A 16254-nucleotide genomic window follows, 5' to 3' on the forward strand; every position below is an offset into this window, starting at 1 on the left:
CGACTGGCGATGAAAGATCTTTTGCGCTGTACCTTTAATCCCCTGCCAGCCCCTCGGAAGTGGGGCACCAGGGCGCTTGGAGGCAAAAAAAAACGATCCGGCAGATCTTTTCCGGCCGCAGGAGAGTCAACATCTCATCAGAACCATGTGACCGATGGGAGTCATCGTGATGAGTGAACGCAAGGCGCTCTTGATACTGCATGGCAAGCAGGCCCTGAACGAGCAAGTACGGGCCGCGGTGGAGGCCAGGCGGGCAGCCGGCTGGGAGCTGGCGGTGCGCCTGACCTGGGAGGCAGGGGATGCCCAGCGCCTGGTTGGCGAGGCATTGGCCGCCGGTTATCGGCGGCTGGTCGCCGGCGGTGGCGACGGCACCCTGCGCGATGTCGCCCAGGCCCTGGCCGACGCCCAGAGCCCATGCAGCCTGGTGCTGTTGCCCCTGGGCACCGCCAACGATTTTGCCCGCGCCGCCGGGGTGCCGCTGGAACCCGCAGCGGCCCTGGACCTGCTGGATGTGCCGGCCCGGCCGATCGACCTTGGGGAAGTGGACGGGGAGGTCTTCCTCAACATGGCCACCGGCGGTTTCGGCAGCCAGGTCACGGCCAATACTTCGGAGGACCTGAAGAAGGTCTTGGGCGGAGTCGCCTATCTGTTCACCGGGTTATCACGGTTTGCCGAGCTGAGTGCCGCCTACGGTGAGTTGCAGGGGCCGGATTTTCATTGGCATGGTGAGCTGCTGGCCCTGGGCATCGGCAACGGTCGCCAGGCAGGGGGCGGCCATGAGCTCTGTCCCCAGGCGCTGGCCGATGACGGCTTGCTCGATGTCAGCATCCTGCCGGCGCCCCAGGAACTGGTGGGAACCCTGAAGAACCTGCTGGCCGGGGGGATGGCGATCGACAAACTGTTCGTTCGCACCCGCCTGCCCTGGGTCGAGATAAAGGCCTCGCGAGGGCTGGATATCAACCTCGACGGCGAGCCCCTGCAAGGCGACCGGCTGCGTTTCGAAGTCCGGCCCGCGGCCTTGCAGGTGCATCTGCCTGCCGATTCGCCGCTGTTGGGCGGCGCTGGTTGACTCAGTCGTCGAGGCTGATGATGCGCTCGCGTACGGCGAACAGCACCAGCCCGGCGACGTCGAAGATCTGCAGGCGCTTCATGATCTGGGAGCGATGGGTTTCCACGGTCTTGATGCTCAGGCCCAGCCCCTGGGCGATTTCCCGGGTGGACTTGCCGCGCACGATCAGGCGCAGGATTTCCAACTGACGGGCTGTCAGGTTGTGGTTGTCCGCCGGCGGCGGCTGGGTCTTCTGGGTGCGGGTCAGGGCCTGGGTAATCACGGTGTGGGCGATGGCCGGGCTCAGGTAGCGCTCGTCGTTGCGCAGCGCTTCGAGGGCGTGTTCCAGTTCGGTGGCGGTGGTGTCCTTGAGCAGGTAGCCATGGGCTCCGGATTCCAGCGCCTGCATGATCAGCGCCGGGTCGGTGTGCATCGACAAGATCAGCACCTTGCTGTGTGGATGGGTGGCCTTGAGTTGTCGCAGGGCCTCCAGGCCGCCGGTGTGCTTCATCGACAGGTCTAGCAGGACGATGTTCGGCCGCAGTTTCTCGACCATTTCCAGCAGGTGCGCGCCATCGTCGGCTTCACCGATCACGGCGTATCCGGGAATGTCCATGACCAGGGCGCGCACGCCAGCCCTGATGAGCGAGTGGTCATCCACCAAAAGTAAATTACAGGTCAATGTAGAACCTTATTTGTACTGGCCCGCTCAAGGGTGCGAGGGGCCCAGGGAAAAAGTGCTTCGATCTGGGTGCCCTGGCCTGTCTCACTGGTGACCTTGAGGAAACCGCCCAGTTGATTGATCCGCTCCTGCATCCCGGCCATGCCACGCTGGCCTTGGGCGCCGGGGTTGGCGGCGGGGGAAAAACCCTGGCCGTCATCGCTGATGAACAGCGACAGGCCTTCGGGCAGGCGTTGCAGGCGCACCAGCAGGTTGTTCGCCCGGGCATGCCGAAGCGTGTTGGTCACCGCCTCCTGGGTGATGCGGAATGCGGCGACGGCCATTTCTTCCGGGATGCCCGACAGGCGCTGGTGGCATTCCAGGCTCCAGTGCACCGAGGTGTTCTCCAGGGTCTTGAGCAGGTGGGCGCGCAGGCTGGCCTCCAGGCCCAGGCTGGTCAATTGCCGGGGGTTGAGGATGGCGGAAACATCGCGCACCTTGGTCAGGGTCTCTTCCAGGGTGGTGCCGAGCAGGGCGAAATGCTCTTGCAGGTCTTCCGGCAGGCGCCGCTTGAGCCAGTCGGCCTGCAACTTGGCGGCCGTCAGCAGTTGGCCGATGTCATCGTGCAATTCGCGGCTGAGCCGGTGACGTTCGTTTTCCTTGACTTGCAGCAGGCGTTCGGCGAGCTCCTGGGGCTGGAAGCGGATGGACTTGCGCGAGTAGCCGTACTGCCCCCAGATGCAGGCCAGTGCCGCAATGTTGAGAAGTACCAGGGTCAGGGGCAGGGAGTCCCCGAGGCAATAGACCAGCACGGTGCCCACCGCCGAGCCTGAGCACAGCAACAGGCTGAGCCAGCGCAGGTGATCATGGGAGGGCGGCCAGGAGAAGAGTGACTTGAGACTGGCGTACATGACGGATGGAGCCAATGAATGTTCGCTGCGAAGAGCCTGGTCAGGAATGGATGGCCAGGCTTGTTTGAGAAACGGTGCTATTTGAATATCCGGTTTCAATCAACTCTGTCTGTATTTCTGCTACAGGCCCGATAGTGATTGTCGACATTGGAATCAATGTGCCATTAAGTATGTCCATTAGTGCGCCGCATAATACCACCGAAGATACTGCTGGTCGCGCCCAAGTGCCTGGGTATATATGTCCTGGAGGTCAGGAAAACCATGGTCGATCATTCCTGTCCCGGGTTGCCGGGGGGCTGTTGCGAGCAATGAATCCGGGGGAATCCGCTGCTGCAGGTACACGCAAGTCCCCGGGACGATCAGTGCCGGGTTGGACGCAAGTTGAAATTGTTTTAGTGGCTGATGTCGTTCTTGGGTATGTGCTGTTCAATAACGACAGTAGATTGGATAGTTAGCCGCCTACTTATTTATCTTGTGCGGCTGGCCATCGTCGTTCGATGTTCTCTATCCGGCAGCTTGGCGGTTATTGCAACTTCAATGGCTGCAAGATGGGTGCGAGCAGGTGCAGTTCTGCGAGACCTGGTCGGCCAATTCCTCGATCAGCATCACTTGTTCGCTGTCATCCATGTTGAGCTGGCCGTCGCGCGGGTCGATCAGTTCCAGTTGCCAGGCCATCAGGGTCAGGCAGCTCTTGAGCGCTTCGAGGATCTGGTCGTTGAGGTCCAGAGGATGCTCTGGCCGCTTGAGCAGGCCGTGGATGTGCAGGGAAAACTCCGATAGCGGGCTGATGGTATGGCGTGCCGCGCACTGTGCCAGGCGCTGCAGGGTCACGAGCAGGCAACTGATGGCCTCCTCGTCGTTCCTGATCAGGTGCAGGTGGCTCAGGCAATCTTCCGATTTGGCCAGCAGTGTCTGGGCTTCAAGCAGGAATTCGGGCAGGGGCGTGGTGCACTCATGGCCGTCCTTTAGCATGCTTATCTCCATGACTTCGTTTCCGATGGCGGGATAGGGCGTTGGCTGAACGGTTTCAATTTGGGAGACGTTTGGAGAATTTGAATAGTAGACAAGTCTGGCGTTTTTTCAGTAGTCGCAACCGGGCGCGATGAACGGATTTCATCGTTTGCCGCTGGCAGCCGGATACCGCCCACAGCGAAGCAGCGCATGGGCGCTGGGGTTCTGTGAGCAGTGGCATGTAGGCTTGAAAGGGGGTCGGGCCACCCTTTTGCGATCAAAAACAAAAGCCTGACTCCATTCATGCAATGAGAATGGCGTCACATTAATGGCTATTGGATATTGCGAATATCAGGCTGGTCCTGATTGTTGATAGGGGAATCCCCTAGGCACGGGAACCTTCCGCCGAGATAGAGGTCTCGGCGGCGCAGCAGTAGTACTGCTGAATTGACCGCCGCAGTAAAGCATGATGTTAATGTGACATCAATGGCTTTGTATGGCAATTTGCATACGGGTCAAGATACGGCGTACCTGGCCGATATCTGTCTTTAGTGAATTCATCAGTACAGCCCAGGAGTCATTAATGGCCGGCATTCTCGACACGGTAGATCAACGCACGCAACTGGTGGGTGAGAATCGACTGGAAATCCTCATGTTCCGCCTGGCCGGTCGGCAGCTGTTCGCGATCAACGTCTTCAAGGTCCAGGAAGTCCTGCAACTGCCGAAACTGACCCTGATGCCCCAGCGCCACCCCTTCGTCTGCGGCGTGGTCAACCTGCGTGGCCAGACCCTGCCGGTGATCGACCTGTCCCAGGCCATCGGCATGCGTCCGCTGGTTCCCGGGCCCAACAGCACCATCATCGTCACCGAGTACAACCGCTCGGTACAGGCGTTCCTGGTGGGCGGCGTGGATCGCATCGTCAACATGAACTGGGAAGCCATCATGCCGCCGCCCTCCAGCGCCGGCCGCCAGCACTACCTGACCGCCATCAGTAAGGTCGATGACCAGTTGGTGGAAGTCATCGACGTCGAGAAGGTGCTGGCCGAGATCGTGCCGTACAACGCCAAGGTCTCCCGCGACAAGCTCGACGACCCGCTGTTGGCCCGTGCCCGCGGTCGCGAGGTGCTGCTGGTGGACGACTCCAACGTGGCCCTGTCGCAACTGCGCGATACCCTGGGCCAGCTGGGGGTGAAGATGCACATCGCCAGCGACGGCCTCAAGGCCCTGAAGATGCTCAAGGCCTGGGCCGACACCGGGGTCGACATGACCGAGAAGCTGCTGATGGTGTTCACCGATGCCGAGATGCCGGAGATGGACGGCTATCGCCTGACCACCGAGATCCGCAACGACCCACGCCTGCGCGGGCTCTACGTGGTGCTGCATACCTCGTTGTCCGGCAGTTTCAACGAATCCATGGTCAAGAAGGTCGGCTGCGACAACTTCCTCTCCAAGTTCCAGCCCGACAAGCTGGTGGATGTAGTGCGCCAGCGCCTGCTATTGGATGAAGCCGGCGCCTGAGTCCGGCGAGCCAGCGTCATGGATCTTTGTTTCACCGGGGCGCTGGTATAGGGTGGGCGTTTTTCCCCGTAGGGAGCAGGACATGCGTCTTAGCGCGCTTTATCGGTATCCGTTGAAATCCGCCAGGGGCGAAACCCTGCAACAGATCGGCCTGGACAAGCTCGGCCTCGAGGGTGATCGCCGCTGGATGCTGGTGGATGAGGCCAGCGGGCGCTTCCTGACCCAGCGTGCCGTAGGACGGATGAGCCAGCTCTCGGCGCTGTGGAATGCCCGGGGCGGCCTGACCCTCAGTGCCCCGGGCCTGGCCTCGCTGGAGGTGGCGCTGCCGGATGAGACTGCGGCCCTGCGTGGCGTGACCATCTGGCAGGACACCTTGCGAGTGCCCGATGCCGGTGACGAGGCCGGAGCCTGGGTCAGCGAATTCATCGGCAAGCCCACGCGCCTGGTACAGGTTCCGCTGGAGCGGGCGCGGACCACCGCTGCCGGCTACGGCAAGGATGATGACCAAGTGGCTTTTGCCGACGGTTTTCCCCTGCTGCTGATCGGCCAGGCATCCCTGGACGACCTGGCCAGCCGAGTTGGCCGACCCCTGGAGATGCTGCGGTTCCGGCCCAACCTGGTAGTCGAGGGCAGCGAAGCGTTCGCCGAGGACAACTGGAAGCGGGTGCGTATCGGCGATGTCGAGTTCCGCGTGGTCAAGCCCTGCTCGCGCTGCATCCTCACCACCATCGATCCGCAGACAGGCGAGCGCAGTCCTGATCGTGAGCCCCTGGCGACCTTGCAGAAATACCGTGCCCGGGAGGATGGGGCGATGTTCGGCCAGAACCTGGTCAATGACGGGATTGGCCAGTTGCAGGTGGGCATGCCGGTGACCATTCTCGAATAGCCTTGGCGCGGCGAAAAAAATGCCCGTCTCCTAGTGGGGGACGGGCATTTTTCATGCGCTGGTGCAAGCCGGGCGAGGGATCAGCCGCGGTATTCGCACAGGTAGGCGGTGTCCACCGCGACCTTGAGCTGGAACTTGCTGTTGGCCGGTACGTTGAAGTGGTTGCCGGCAGAGATGGTCTGCCACTCGTCACTGCCTGGCAGCTTGACGGTCAGGGCGCCGGAAACCACATGCATGATTTCCCGTTGCGCGGTGCCGAATTCGTATTCGCCCGGGGCCATGACGCCAATGGTGGCAGGACCTTCGGCCGTGCCGAAGGCAATCGACTTGACGGTGCCGTCGAAGTACTCGTTGACTTTAAACATGGGCGATTCCTCAAGAGTGGGTCAAAAAGGCCGGCCAGTATGCACAAGCCCCGAAGGGCAGTCACCTGTCGCCATCAAGGAAGCACCAGCGGCAGCAGGCGCGCAGTATTGCGGGCATCTTCCAGGGCTCGATGCTGCTGGCCATTGAACTGCATCCCGGCCAGTTGCAGAGCGGTATTCAGCCCAAGGGGGCGCTCCAGGCGCCGGGCCTTGGCGAAGCGCTGCTTGAGGTTCATGTGCGGTACATCGGCGAGCAAGCTCTGCAACTGCTGGTTGTGCCATTCCTGCTGCAACTGCTTGCGATCGTAGTCGCCCCAGCTGGCCCAGCCCTCCAGGCGCGGTCGATGCTGGGCCAGCCACCGCTCGAACAGGGGCCAGACCTCGCTCAAGGGGGCGGCGCCGTCGATATTGGCCTGGGTGATATGGGTCAGCTCGCGGCAGAACGGCGTCAGCATCGGGCGCCTGACGGGCCGGACGAAACGCTGGAAGTGGTCCTGTTCCCGGCCCTCTCGGTTGACCAGGGTAGCGCCGATCTCGATGATTTCCATCTCGCTCACCGGCCAGCCCCCTTCATCGGTCGTGGCTTCCAGATCTATTACCAGCCAGTGGGGCATCACGAATTCCAGCCTTCAACCATCTCGATGACGCTTGAGCGTAGCCAAAGCCGGGGAATCCGCCTAGGGGGGAGCGCCGGGCGGGGTACGATCCGCCCCGACGCCGATAGGACCTGTAGGGTTATTCCACCTCCAGCAGCACCTGGCGGTTCTTCACCTGGTCGCCGAGGCCGACCTGGATCCGGGTGATCGTCCCGTCGATCCCGGCCTTGAGGGGATGCTCCATCTTCATGGCCTCCAGCACCAGCAATAGCTGGCCCTTGCTGACGCGCATGCCCTCACTCACCAGCACGTCGACGATGGCGCCATCCATCGGCGCCTTGAGCGTTCCCGAATGGGCGCCCGACTGGCTCTGGACCGGGGCGTGGGTCCGGTCCTGCAGGTGCAGGCTGCCCTGTTGGCTGTGCAGCCAGAGTTCCTGGTTTTCCAGGTGATAGGCGTAGTGCCGGCGGATACCGCCAAGCTCCAGGATGGCCCGGCGCCCGTCGGCGCTGCAGACCTTCAGCTCCACTAACTGCCCAGCCTGCCGGACCTGTACCTGGCCGGCGGTCCCCGGGCTCAGTTGCAGGGACCACAGCCGTTCCTCCTGCCCCAGGCCGTAGTGCAGCGCTACACCGACGTTGTTGCGCCATGCGGCGAGCGGCCCGGCATGGGCCTTGGCGCCGTGGTGATGAAACAGCGCGGCGGCGATGGCCAGTTCCTCGTGGCCGGGAAGCTGCGGTTGCAGGCTCGGATCCTCGGCAAAGTGTTCGGCGATGAATGCCGTGCTGAACTGGCCGCTGGCGAACACCGGGTGCCCGAGCAGGTTGGCCAGCAGGCGCCGGTTGCTTTCCAGGCCCAGCAATACGCAATCCTCCACCGCGCGCAGCAGCTTGCGCCGGGCTTCCTCGCGGGTGGCGCCGTGGGCGATCAACTTGCCCAGCATCGGGTCGTAGAAGGGGCTGACCCACTGGCCTTCCTGCAAGCCATGGTCGGTGCGGATACCCGGCGCCGGCTCCCAGCGCAGCACCTGGCCGGTCTGTGGCAGAAAACCCTGGGCCGGGTCTTCGGCATACAGGCGCACTTCGATGGCATGGCCGGATAAACGTACCTGTTCCTGCTTCAGCGGCAGTGGCTCGCCGGCGGCCACTTGCAGTTGCAAGGCCACCAGGTCCAGGCCAGTGACCAGTTCGGTCACCGGGTGCTCCACCTGCAGGCGGGTGTTCATTTCCAGGAAGTAGAACTGCCCCCGGGCATCGAGCAGGAACTCCACGGTGCCGGCACCGACATAGTCCACCGCCCGTCCGGCCTTGAGCGCCGCTTCACCCATGGCCTGGCGCAGTTCTTGGGTCATGACCGGGCAGGGCGCCTCCTCGACGACCTTCTGGTGGCGGCGCTGGATCGAGCAGTCGCGCTCGCCGAGGTAGATCAACTGCCCGTGATGGTCGCCGAAGACCTGGATCTCCACATGGCGCGGCTCGACCAGCGCTTGTTCCAGGATCAGCTCGTCGCTGCCGAAGGCGTGCAGCGCCTCGGAGCGTGCGGTCCTGATCTGCTCCAGCAGTTGCCCGGGCTCCTGCACCAGGCGCATGCCGCGCCCACCGCCACCGGCACTGGCCTTGATCATCAACGGATAACCGAGGCGCTGGGCTTCGCGCTGCAAGGTGGCGTCGTCTTGCTCTTCGCCCTGGTAACCCTGGATGCAGGGCACGCCGGCCTCGAGCATGGCGATCTTCGAGCGGCGCTTGCTACCCATCAACTCGATGGCCGCGGCGCTGGGGCCGATGAAGGTGATGCCGGCGGCCGTGCAGGCTGCGGCGAACTCGGCATTTTCCGAGAGAAAACCATACCCGGGATGAATGGCATCGGCGCCGCTGCGCCGGGCCGCATCGAGGATCGCGGCGCTGTCCAGGTAGGACTGCTGGACCGGCGCGGGGCCTATGCGCACGGCTTCGTCCGCCATGCGCACATGGGGCGCCTCGGCGTCGGCGTCGCTGAATACGGCGACGGTGCGATAGCCCAGTTGCTGGGCGGTGCGCTGGATCCGGCAGGCGATTTCGCCACGGTTGGCGATCAGGATCTTGGTGAACGCGGGCATCGTAGGCTTCCTGTGTCTGTGTGGGGCGTCAGCCGGCCCAGGACGGTTGGCGTTTCTGCACGAAGGCCAGGGTGCCTTCGGTCCCTTCCTCGCCGCCGACGGCTTGGGCGAAGTCATCGGCAGCCTGGTCCAGCAGCGGCCCCAGTGGCTGGTCGACGCTGGCCAGCAGCAGGGCCTTGGTCTGTGCATTGGCCCTGGGGGCGCAGCGCAGGACCTGCGCCAGCTGCTGCTCCAGGCGTTCCTGCAGCGCCGTGGCGTCGTTCTCGACGAAGTGCACCAGGTCCAGTTGCCGGGCCTGTTCGCCATCGAAGCGGGCGGCGGTCAGCGCCAGGCGCCGGGCCTGGGTCAGGCCGATGCGCCGGACCACGAACGGGGCGATCTGCGCCGGCAACAGGCCGAGGCTGGTTTCCGGCATGCCGAACTGCGCCGAGTGCTCGGCGATGGCGATATCGCTGACGCAGGCCAGGCCAAAACCGCCGCCGAGAACCGCGCCCTGCAGTACGCAGACCAGCACCTGGGGGACTTTCTGCGCCTCTTCCAGCAACGCACCGAAGGCCCGGTTCAATTCACGGTAGGCCGCATTGCCCCGGGCCCGGGCGCCGGCCATGTCCTTGAGGTCGCCACCAGCGCAGAAGTGTCCGCCAGCGCCCTGCAGCACCAGGGCCCGGATGCTGCGGCGCGCGTTCACGGCGGCCAGCACCGCGCGCAATTCCGCCACCATCTCAAGGCTCATGGCGTTGCGGCACTCGGGGCGGTTGAGGGTGATGAACAGCACGCCGTCGCGTGATTCCAGCAACAGTGTCTGGCAACTCGGCAACAGGCTCATTTCTTCTTCCCGGGCAGGATGCCCATGAGTTTGCAGATGATCCCCAGCATGATCTCGTCGGCACCGCCGCCGATGGACACCAGGCGCACATCGCGATAGGCCCGGGCCACCGGGTTGTCCCACATGAAGCCCATGCCGCCCCAGTACTGCAGGCAGCTGTCGCTGACCTCGCGGCCCAGGCGCCCGGCCTTGAGCTTGGCCATGGAGGCCAGGCGGGTCACGTCCTGGCCACGCACGTACTGTTCGGTGGCCTGGTACACCAGGGCCCGCAGGCACTCGATCTCGGTGGACAGCTCGGCCAGGCGGAAGTGGATCACCTGGTTGTCGATCAGCGGATTGCCGAAGGTCTTGCGCTCCTTGCAGTACTCGATGGTGCTGTCGATGCAGTACTCCAGGCCCTTGATCATGTTCGCCGCGCCGAACAGCCGTTCTTCCTGGAATTGCAGCATCTGCATCATGAACCCGGCGCCTTCGTGGCCGATGCGGTTGCGCTGGGGCACCCGCACGTTGTCGAAGAACACCTGGGCCGTTTCCGAACTGCGCATGCCGAGCTTGTCCAGGTTCGGGCTGAGGCTGATGCCAGGGGTGTCCATCGGCACCATGATCAGCGACTTGTTGACGTGGGGCTTGTCGTCCGAGGTATTGGCCAGCAGGCAGATGAAGTCGGCGCTGGGGGAGTTGGTGATCCACATCTTGCTGCCGTTGATCACGTAGTCATCGCCGTCCTTGCGGGCGTGGGTCTTGAGCCCGGCTACGTCGGAGCCGGCACCGACCTCGGAAACGCCGATGCAGCCCACCTGCTCGCCGCTGATGGCCGGGCGCAGGAACTGATCGCGCAGCTCATCGGAGCCGAAGCGCGCCAGGGCGGGAGTGCACATGTCGGTCTGCACGCCGATGGACATGGGAATGCCGCCGCAGCGGATGGTGCCGAACTCTTCGGCGGCAACGACCGAGTAGCTGTAGTCCAGGCCCATGCCGCCGAACTTCTCCGGCTTGGAGATGCCCAGCAGGCCCAGCTCGCCGGCCTTGCGGAAAATCTCGTGGATGGGGAAGCGCCCGGCTTCTTCCCATTCATCGACATGGGGGTTGATCTCGCGCTCGACAAAATTGCGCACCGTGCGCCGCAGTTCTTCGTGTTCCTGGGTGAAGATCATTGTTGTTGTCCTTCTCAAGTTGAGTGACGCCGCCAGCGGATCGTTGTGGCCCACTACCTGTGGGCCGTTCTGCGCGATCAGAACCGCGCCACACCAAAGCTGTTGGGTTGCAGCGGGCGCACCTGGGCTTCATGGCAGATGTCCAGCAGCAGGCCCAGCAAGGTGCGCGTGTCACGCGGGTCGATCAGGCCGTCGTCCCACAGGTTGGCGCTGCCGTACAGTGCGGTGGACTGGCTGTCGAGCTTCTGCGCGGTGACCTGCTCCAGCATGTCGAGCATCTTCGGGTCGGACTCCTGGCCGTTCTTGGCGTGCTTGGCCTCGGTGACGATGCGCAGCACCTTGCCGGCCTGGGCGCCGCCCATCACCGCGGTACGGCTATTGGGCCAGGCGAAGATGAAACGCGGGTCCAGGCCGCGGCCGCACATCGCATAGTTGCCGGCACCGTAGGAGCCGCCGACCACGATGGTCAGCTTCGGCACCCGGGCGTTGGCCACCGCCTGGATCAGCTTCGAACCGTGCTTGATCACCCCTTGCTGCTCGGATTCGGTGCCGACCATGAAACCGGTGGTATTGTGGAAGAACAGCAGCGGGGTCTGGCTCTGGTCGCAAAGCTGGATGAACTGCGCGGCCTTGCTCGCGCCCTGGGGGGTGATCGGGCCGTTGTTGCCGATGAAACCGCAGGCCCGGCCCTGGATCTGCAGGTGGCCGCAGAGCGTCTGGGCATCGAACTCGCCCTTGAATTCCAGGAACTGCGAACCGTCCGCCAGGCGTGCGACGATTTCCCGGGCGTCGTAGGGTTTCTTCGGGTCGTCGGGAACCAGCCCCAGCAGTTCCTCTATCGGATACAGCGGTTCGCTCCAGGTCCTGGGCGGCGGTGCCGGCAGTTGGGCATTCCAGGGCAACAGGCTGACGATCTCGCGAACGATGCGGATGCCGTCGGCATCGTTTTCCGCCAGGTACTCGGCGGTACCGGCAACCTGGGCGTGCATTTCGGCGCCGCCGAGCTGTTCGTCGGTGGCCACCTCGCCGGTGGCGGCCTTGAGCAAGGGCGGCCCGGCGAGAAACAGCCTGGCCTTGCCGCGCACCACCACCACGTAGTCCGACAGCCCGGGCTGGTAGGCACCGCCGGCGGTGGCCGAGCCATGCACCACGGTGATTTGCGGCAGGCCCATGGCCGACATCCGCGCCTGGTTGGCGAAGCTGCGTGCGCCCTCGACGAAGATATCCGCCGCGTAGTTGAGGTTGGCGCCGCCGCTTTCGGCCAGGGTCACCACTGGCAGTTTGTTTTCCATGGCGATCTGTTGCAGGCGCAGGGACTTGTACAGGCCGCTGGGGGAAATGGTGCCGCCCTTGATCGCGCTGTTGTTGGCCGCCACCAGCACGCGCACCCCGCAGACGTAGCCGATGCCGGCGATCAGGCCGCCGCCGGCCTGGCTGCCGTCCTTGTCGTCGTGCAGCTTGTAGCCGGCCATGCCGGCCAGTTCGAGGAACGGCGCGCCCGGGTCCAGCAGCAGGTTGAGGCGTTCCCGGGGCAGCAACTGCCCGCGTTGTTCGAACTTGGCCTTGGCTTCCGCGGCCTTGTCCAACTGGTGTTGCTGGATGTCGCGCAGCTGTTGCAGGCCGGCCAGCATGGCCGTTTGGTTCTGGGCGAATTGCGCGCTGTGGGGGTCGAGTTGGGATTGGATCACCGGCATGGCTTATTCCCCGTCCTTGAGCACATCGGGCAGGTAGGCCCGATGAAAACCGTTGTACGAGTGGCTGTTGCGCGCCTTGCCCAGGGGCCAGGCGCGGCTGCCGAGGCTGGCGGCGCCGTCGATGCGCAAGGTACTGCCGCTGATGAAGGCCGCGCCGGGGCTAAGCAGGAACACGATGGCCGCGCTGACTTCCGATTCGCTGCCGATGCGCTTGAGCGGCACATGCTCGCGCAAGGTGGGGATCACCGCCTTGAAGGCGCCTTCGTAGGTGTCCATGCCGCTGGAGGCGATCCAGCCTGGGGCCACGGCGTTGACCCGGACCCCGGCATGGCCCCATTCGTAGGCGGCGGTCTTGGTGAAGTTGTCCATCCCCGAGCGCGCAGCGCCGGAATGGCCCATGCCGGGCATGCCGCCCCACATGTCGGCGAGCATGTTGACGATGCTGCCGCCGTGCTTGCTCATGGACTGGTTGAACACTTCCCGGGCCATGAGGAAACCACCCACCAGGTTGGTGCGCAGCACGGTCTCGAAGCCCTTCTGGTTGATCGAGGCCAGGGGCGCCGGGTACTGGCCGCCGGCGTTGTTCACCAGGCCATGGATCGGGCCAAAGCGCTCGATCAGCTCACCGACCAGGGCCTTGACTGCATCCTCGTCGCGAATATCGCAGGCTTGCCAATCCACCAGCCCACCGTCCTCGGCGATCTCGCCGGCGACCTGCTGGAGTTTTTCCGCCTTGCGCCCCACCAGCAGCACCCGGGCGCCCAGGGCCGCCAGCTCATGGGCGGTGCAACGGCCGATGCCACTGCCGCCGCCAGTGACGAGGATGGTCTGGCCGGCAAACAATTGCGCTTTGAAGATCGAGTCGTACACCACGGCAGCTCCTTAATTGACGGCGTCGGCGATGCGCTGGGGCACCGGGATCTGGATTTCCAGCAGTTGCTGGGCGAAGGCCTTGCCCTGGGGGTCGATGCGCAAGCTGGCGACGCCACCGCCGCCCAGGGCGTTTTCCAGGAGGAAGTTGAGGCTGTGGGTGCCCGGCAGGTACCAGCGCTGGACCCGGCCATGGACCGGGTCCAGCACATGGCTCATCCAGTCCACCAGGACTTCCGGGGCCAGGGCCTCGGCGATCCACGGCAGGTAGTCGGGGTGGCGGGCCATGACCCCGATGTTGCTGTGGTTGCCCTTGTCGCCGGAGCGGGCCACCGCCAGCTTGACCAGGGGCACGCTGGCATCGGCCTGGCCCTGGGGCTTGGGCAGCGGGTGGGGAACGGGCAGGGCGCCTGGGTCCAGCGGGTCGGGCTCAGGCAGGGAGCAGGCATGGCGCTGGTCGGCGAAGTCGATTTCCAGGCGGCAGCGGTCCTTGTCCAGCAAGAATGAGAACAGGCGGATCACCGGGTACACCGTCGGCCGTCCGCCGACGATGCCGGTCAGTCCCGGGGCCATGCCGGTGGCGGCCTGGGCGATCTCCCGGGAGAACAGCACCAGGGCCGCCTTGTTCGGATGGCGCACGGCCAGCTTGATCACTACTTCGCGGCTGTCCTGGCGCTGGCCGTGGGGGCCGTAGGTGGCCTCGCTGCCCAGCAGTTCGATGTTCACTTCGCTGTAGGGGCCCCAGCCACGCTGGCTGAACATCTCGCTGGTCTTGTCGATGATCGCCTGGCTGACCCGACGGGCCTTGGCCACCGCGTCGATGCCGGCCAGCAGGCAACTGGCGGTGCAGCGGAAGCCGTCCGGGTAGGTGGCGCTGACCTTGTATTGATGGCTGGGAGGCATGCCCCGGGCGCCCTGGACGCTGACTTCGTCGGGGGCCTTTTGCTGCAGTTGAACCTGGGAAAAATCGCAGGTCACGTCCGGCAGCAGGTAGGCCTGGGGGTTGCCGATCTCATACAGCAGTTGCTCGCCCACCGTCAGCGGGCTGACCAGGCCGCCGGTCCCCGGTGCCTTGCTCACCACGAAACGGCCGTCGGCCTGGACCTCCACCACGGGGAAACCTATGTGCTCGTAGTCCGGCACGTCGCGCCAGTCGGTGAAGTTGCCACCGGTGCACTGCGCGCCGCACTCGATGATGTGCCCGGCCAGGGCGGCCTGGGCCAGGCGGTCGTAGTCATGCCAGGACCAGGCGAACTCATGCACCAGGGCGGCGCTGACCACGGCGCTGTCGACCCCGCGCCCGGTGATGACGATGTCCGCTCCCAGTTCCAGGGCGGCGACTATTCCCGGGGCGCCGAGGTAGGCGTTGGTGGATACGCACATGGGCGGCAGTGGGGCGCCGGTGAACATTTCCACGATTGCGGCGCTGGCCAGCTCTTTGGACTGTGGTTGCAGATCGTCGCCCAGCAGCACGGCGACCTTCAGCGGCACCCCGGCCTTGGCGCAGGCGGCGCGCAGGGCGTCGGCACAAGCCTGGGGGTTGACCCCGCCGGCATTGCTGATGACGCGGATGTTCTGGGCGTGGATCGAGCCCAGCAGCGGAGTGAGCACTTCGAGGAAGTCCGTGGCGTAGCCCGCCGCCGGGTCCTTCATGCGGGCCCCGGCCATGATCGACAGGGTGATCTCGGCCAGGTAGTCGAATACCAGGTAGTCCAGGCTGGCGCCTTGCACCAGTTGCGCGGCGGCGCTGCTGGTGTCGCCCCAGAAGGCGCTGGCACAGCCGATTCGTACGGTCTTGGTCATGGCGGGGCTCTCGAGGAAAGAACTGCACGGAGGCTACCAAGCAAGCGCTTGGTTTGTAAATGCCCTGGGCTATTCTTCTACCCAAGCGCTTGCTTGGGGGCGGTAGGGGGCTTAAATTGCGCGCCGTGCCCGGTTTTAACGGGCCCGGCCCCAGGGCTATCGATGAAGTGAAGGTAGGAGAACACCGGTGGACGAGCAAAAAGCCTTGCAGGTGGTGCGCGAGCTGATCACCAGCGGGCAAGTGACCGATCCCGAGAGCGCCCGGGGCAAGCTGTTGCGCACGGCTGCGCATCTGTTTCGCAACAAGGGCTATGAACGCACCACCGTGCGTGACCTGGCCGGCGCGGTGGGGATCCAGTCCGGCAGCATCTTCCACCACTTCAAGAGCAAGGACGACATCCTGCGGGCGGTGATGCAGGAGACCATCCACTACAACACCGCGTTGATGCGCGCCGAGCTGGCCGAGGCCGGCAGCGTGCGTGAGCGGGTGCTGGCGCTGATCCGCTGCGAGCTGCAGTCGATCATGGGCGGTAGCGGCGAAGCCATGGCGGTGCTGGTCTACGAATGGCGCTCGCTATCGGCCGAGGGCCAGGCGGCGGTCCTGGCCCTGCGCGATATCTACGAGCAGATCTGGCTGCAAGTGCTGGGCGAGGCCAAGGAAGCCGGTTTCATCAGGGGCGATGTGTTCATCACCCGGCGCTTTCTCACCGGTGCCCTGTCCTGGACCACCACCTGGTTTCGCGCCGAGGGCAGCATGACCCTGGAACAGTTAGCGCAAGAGGCCTTGCTGCTGGTACTGAAGGATCACTGAAACGCCGATTAATTATCGCTTGCCAGATTGTCGAAGCGTCCGAAAACGCCTAGCTTTACGGCAT

At 64.5% G+C, this 16254-nt stretch carries 15 protein-coding genes; 4 read left to right on the forward strand and 11 right to left on the reverse strand.

Features of this window, described 5'->3' with window-relative positions:
* Positions 1 to 169 precede the first annotated feature (169 nt).
* Entirely contained in the window at positions 170 to 1069 is a 900-nt protein-coding gene (gene yegS / locus GDH07_RS21660; RefSeq protein WP_152898827.1) for a lipid kinase YegS, read from the forward strand.
* A 1-nt stretch (position 1070) separates the two neighbouring features.
* Here the strand turns inward: yegS and GDH07_RS21665 are convergent, their stop codons facing one another.
* The 3 genes from GDH07_RS21665 to GDH07_RS21675 form a co-directional block, all read right to left on the reverse strand.
* Positions 1071 to 1730 carry a response regulator gene (locus tag GDH07_RS21665; protein WP_031320239.1) on the reverse strand — a complete coding sequence of 220 codons (660 nt, stop codon included), beginning with the start codon at positions 1728 to 1730 and terminating at the stop codon, positions 1071 to 1073.
* Positions 1727 to 2620 (reverse strand): sensor histidine kinase, encoded by an 894-nt coding sequence (locus tag GDH07_RS21670; RefSeq protein ID WP_152898911.1) that lies wholly within the window; start codon positions 2618 to 2620, stop codon positions 1727 to 1729. The genes GDH07_RS21665 and GDH07_RS21670 overlap by 4 nt, the downstream gene beginning before the upstream one ends.
* A gap of 534 nt (positions 2621 to 3154) precedes the next feature.
* Positions 3155 to 3592, reverse strand: coding sequence for a hypothetical protein (locus tag GDH07_RS21675; protein WP_022639994.1), 438 nt, complete (start codon positions 3590 to 3592; stop codon positions 3155 to 3157).
* A 562-nt stretch (positions 3593 to 4154) separates the two neighbouring features.
* Between GDH07_RS21675 and GDH07_RS21680 the strand changes: the two genes are divergently transcribed.
* Both GDH07_RS21680 and GDH07_RS21685 read left to right on the forward strand, forming a co-directional pair.
* Positions 4155 to 5090, forward strand: a complete 936-nt coding sequence (locus GDH07_RS21680) for a chemotaxis protein CheV (RefSeq protein ID WP_022639993.1) — start codon at positions 4155 to 4157, stop codon at positions 5088 to 5090.
* 82 nt (positions 5091 to 5172) lie between these two features.
* Positions 5173 to 5976, forward strand: coding sequence for an MOSC domain-containing protein (locus GDH07_RS21685; protein WP_152898828.1), 804 nt, complete (start codon positions 5173 to 5175; stop codon positions 5974 to 5976).
* Positions 5977 to 6056: 80 nt separating this feature from the next.
* Here GDH07_RS21685 and ppnP read toward each other — a convergent pair whose 3' ends face one another.
* From ppnP to GDH07_RS21725, 8 genes are all read right to left on the reverse strand, one after another.
* Complete coding sequence (gene ppnP, locus GDH07_RS21690) at positions 6057 to 6341, reverse strand: pyrimidine/purine nucleoside phosphorylase (RefSeq protein WP_022639991.1); 285 nt, start codon at positions 6339 to 6341, stop codon at positions 6057 to 6059.
* A 74-nt stretch (positions 6342 to 6415) separates the two neighbouring features.
* Positions 6416 to 6955 carry a 3'-5' exonuclease gene (locus GDH07_RS21695; RefSeq protein ID WP_022639990.1) on the reverse strand — a complete coding sequence of 180 codons (540 nt, stop codon included), beginning with the start codon at positions 6953 to 6955 and terminating at the stop codon, positions 6416 to 6418.
* 121 nt (positions 6956 to 7076) lie between these two features.
* Positions 7077 to 9032, reverse strand: coding sequence for an acetyl/propionyl/methylcrotonyl-CoA carboxylase subunit alpha (locus tag GDH07_RS21700; protein ID WP_152898829.1), 1956 nt, complete (start codon positions 9030 to 9032; stop codon positions 7077 to 7079).
* Positions 9033 to 9060: 28 nt separating this feature from the next.
* Positions 9061 to 9858: an enoyl-CoA hydratase/isomerase family protein gene (locus GDH07_RS21705; RefSeq protein WP_152898830.1), complete on the reverse strand. Its 798-nt coding sequence runs from the start codon at positions 9856 to 9858 to the stop codon at positions 9061 to 9063.
* Positions 9855 to 11012, reverse strand: a complete 1158-nt coding sequence (atuD, locus tag GDH07_RS21710) for a citronellyl-CoA dehydrogenase (RefSeq protein WP_022639987.1) — start codon at positions 11010 to 11012, stop codon at positions 9855 to 9857. The genes GDH07_RS21705 and atuD overlap by 4 nt, the downstream gene beginning before the upstream one ends.
* Positions 11013 to 11089: 77 nt before the next feature.
* Positions 11090 to 12706, reverse strand: coding sequence for a geranyl-CoA carboxylase subunit beta (atuC, locus tag GDH07_RS21715; protein ID WP_152898831.1), 1617 nt, complete (start codon positions 12704 to 12706; stop codon positions 11090 to 11092).
* 3 nt (positions 12707 to 12709) lie between these two features.
* Positions 12710 to 13579 carry an SDR family oxidoreductase gene (locus GDH07_RS21720; RefSeq protein WP_053133048.1) on the reverse strand — a complete coding sequence of 290 codons (870 nt, stop codon included), beginning with the start codon at positions 13577 to 13579 and terminating at the stop codon, positions 12710 to 12712.
* Positions 13580 to 13588: 9 nt separating this feature from the next.
* On the reverse strand, positions 13589 to 15379 hold the full coding sequence (locus GDH07_RS21725) for an acyclic terpene utilization AtuA family protein (RefSeq protein ID WP_152898832.1): 1791 nt from the start codon (positions 15377 to 15379) through the stop codon (positions 13589 to 13591).
* 187 nt (positions 15380 to 15566) lie between these two features.
* Between GDH07_RS21725 and GDH07_RS21730 the strand changes: the two genes are divergently transcribed.
* Complete coding sequence (locus GDH07_RS21730) at positions 15567 to 16190, forward strand: TetR/AcrR family transcriptional regulator (protein WP_343038307.1); 624 nt, start codon at positions 15567 to 15569, stop codon at positions 16188 to 16190.
* The last annotated feature ends 64 nt before the right edge of the window (positions 16191 to 16254 follow it).

Source organism: Pseudomonas piscis (assembly GCF_009380155.1).
In the GTDB taxonomy this organism is placed as follows: domain Bacteria; phylum Pseudomonadota; class Gammaproteobacteria; order Pseudomonadales; family Pseudomonadaceae; genus Aquipseudomonas; species Aquipseudomonas piscis.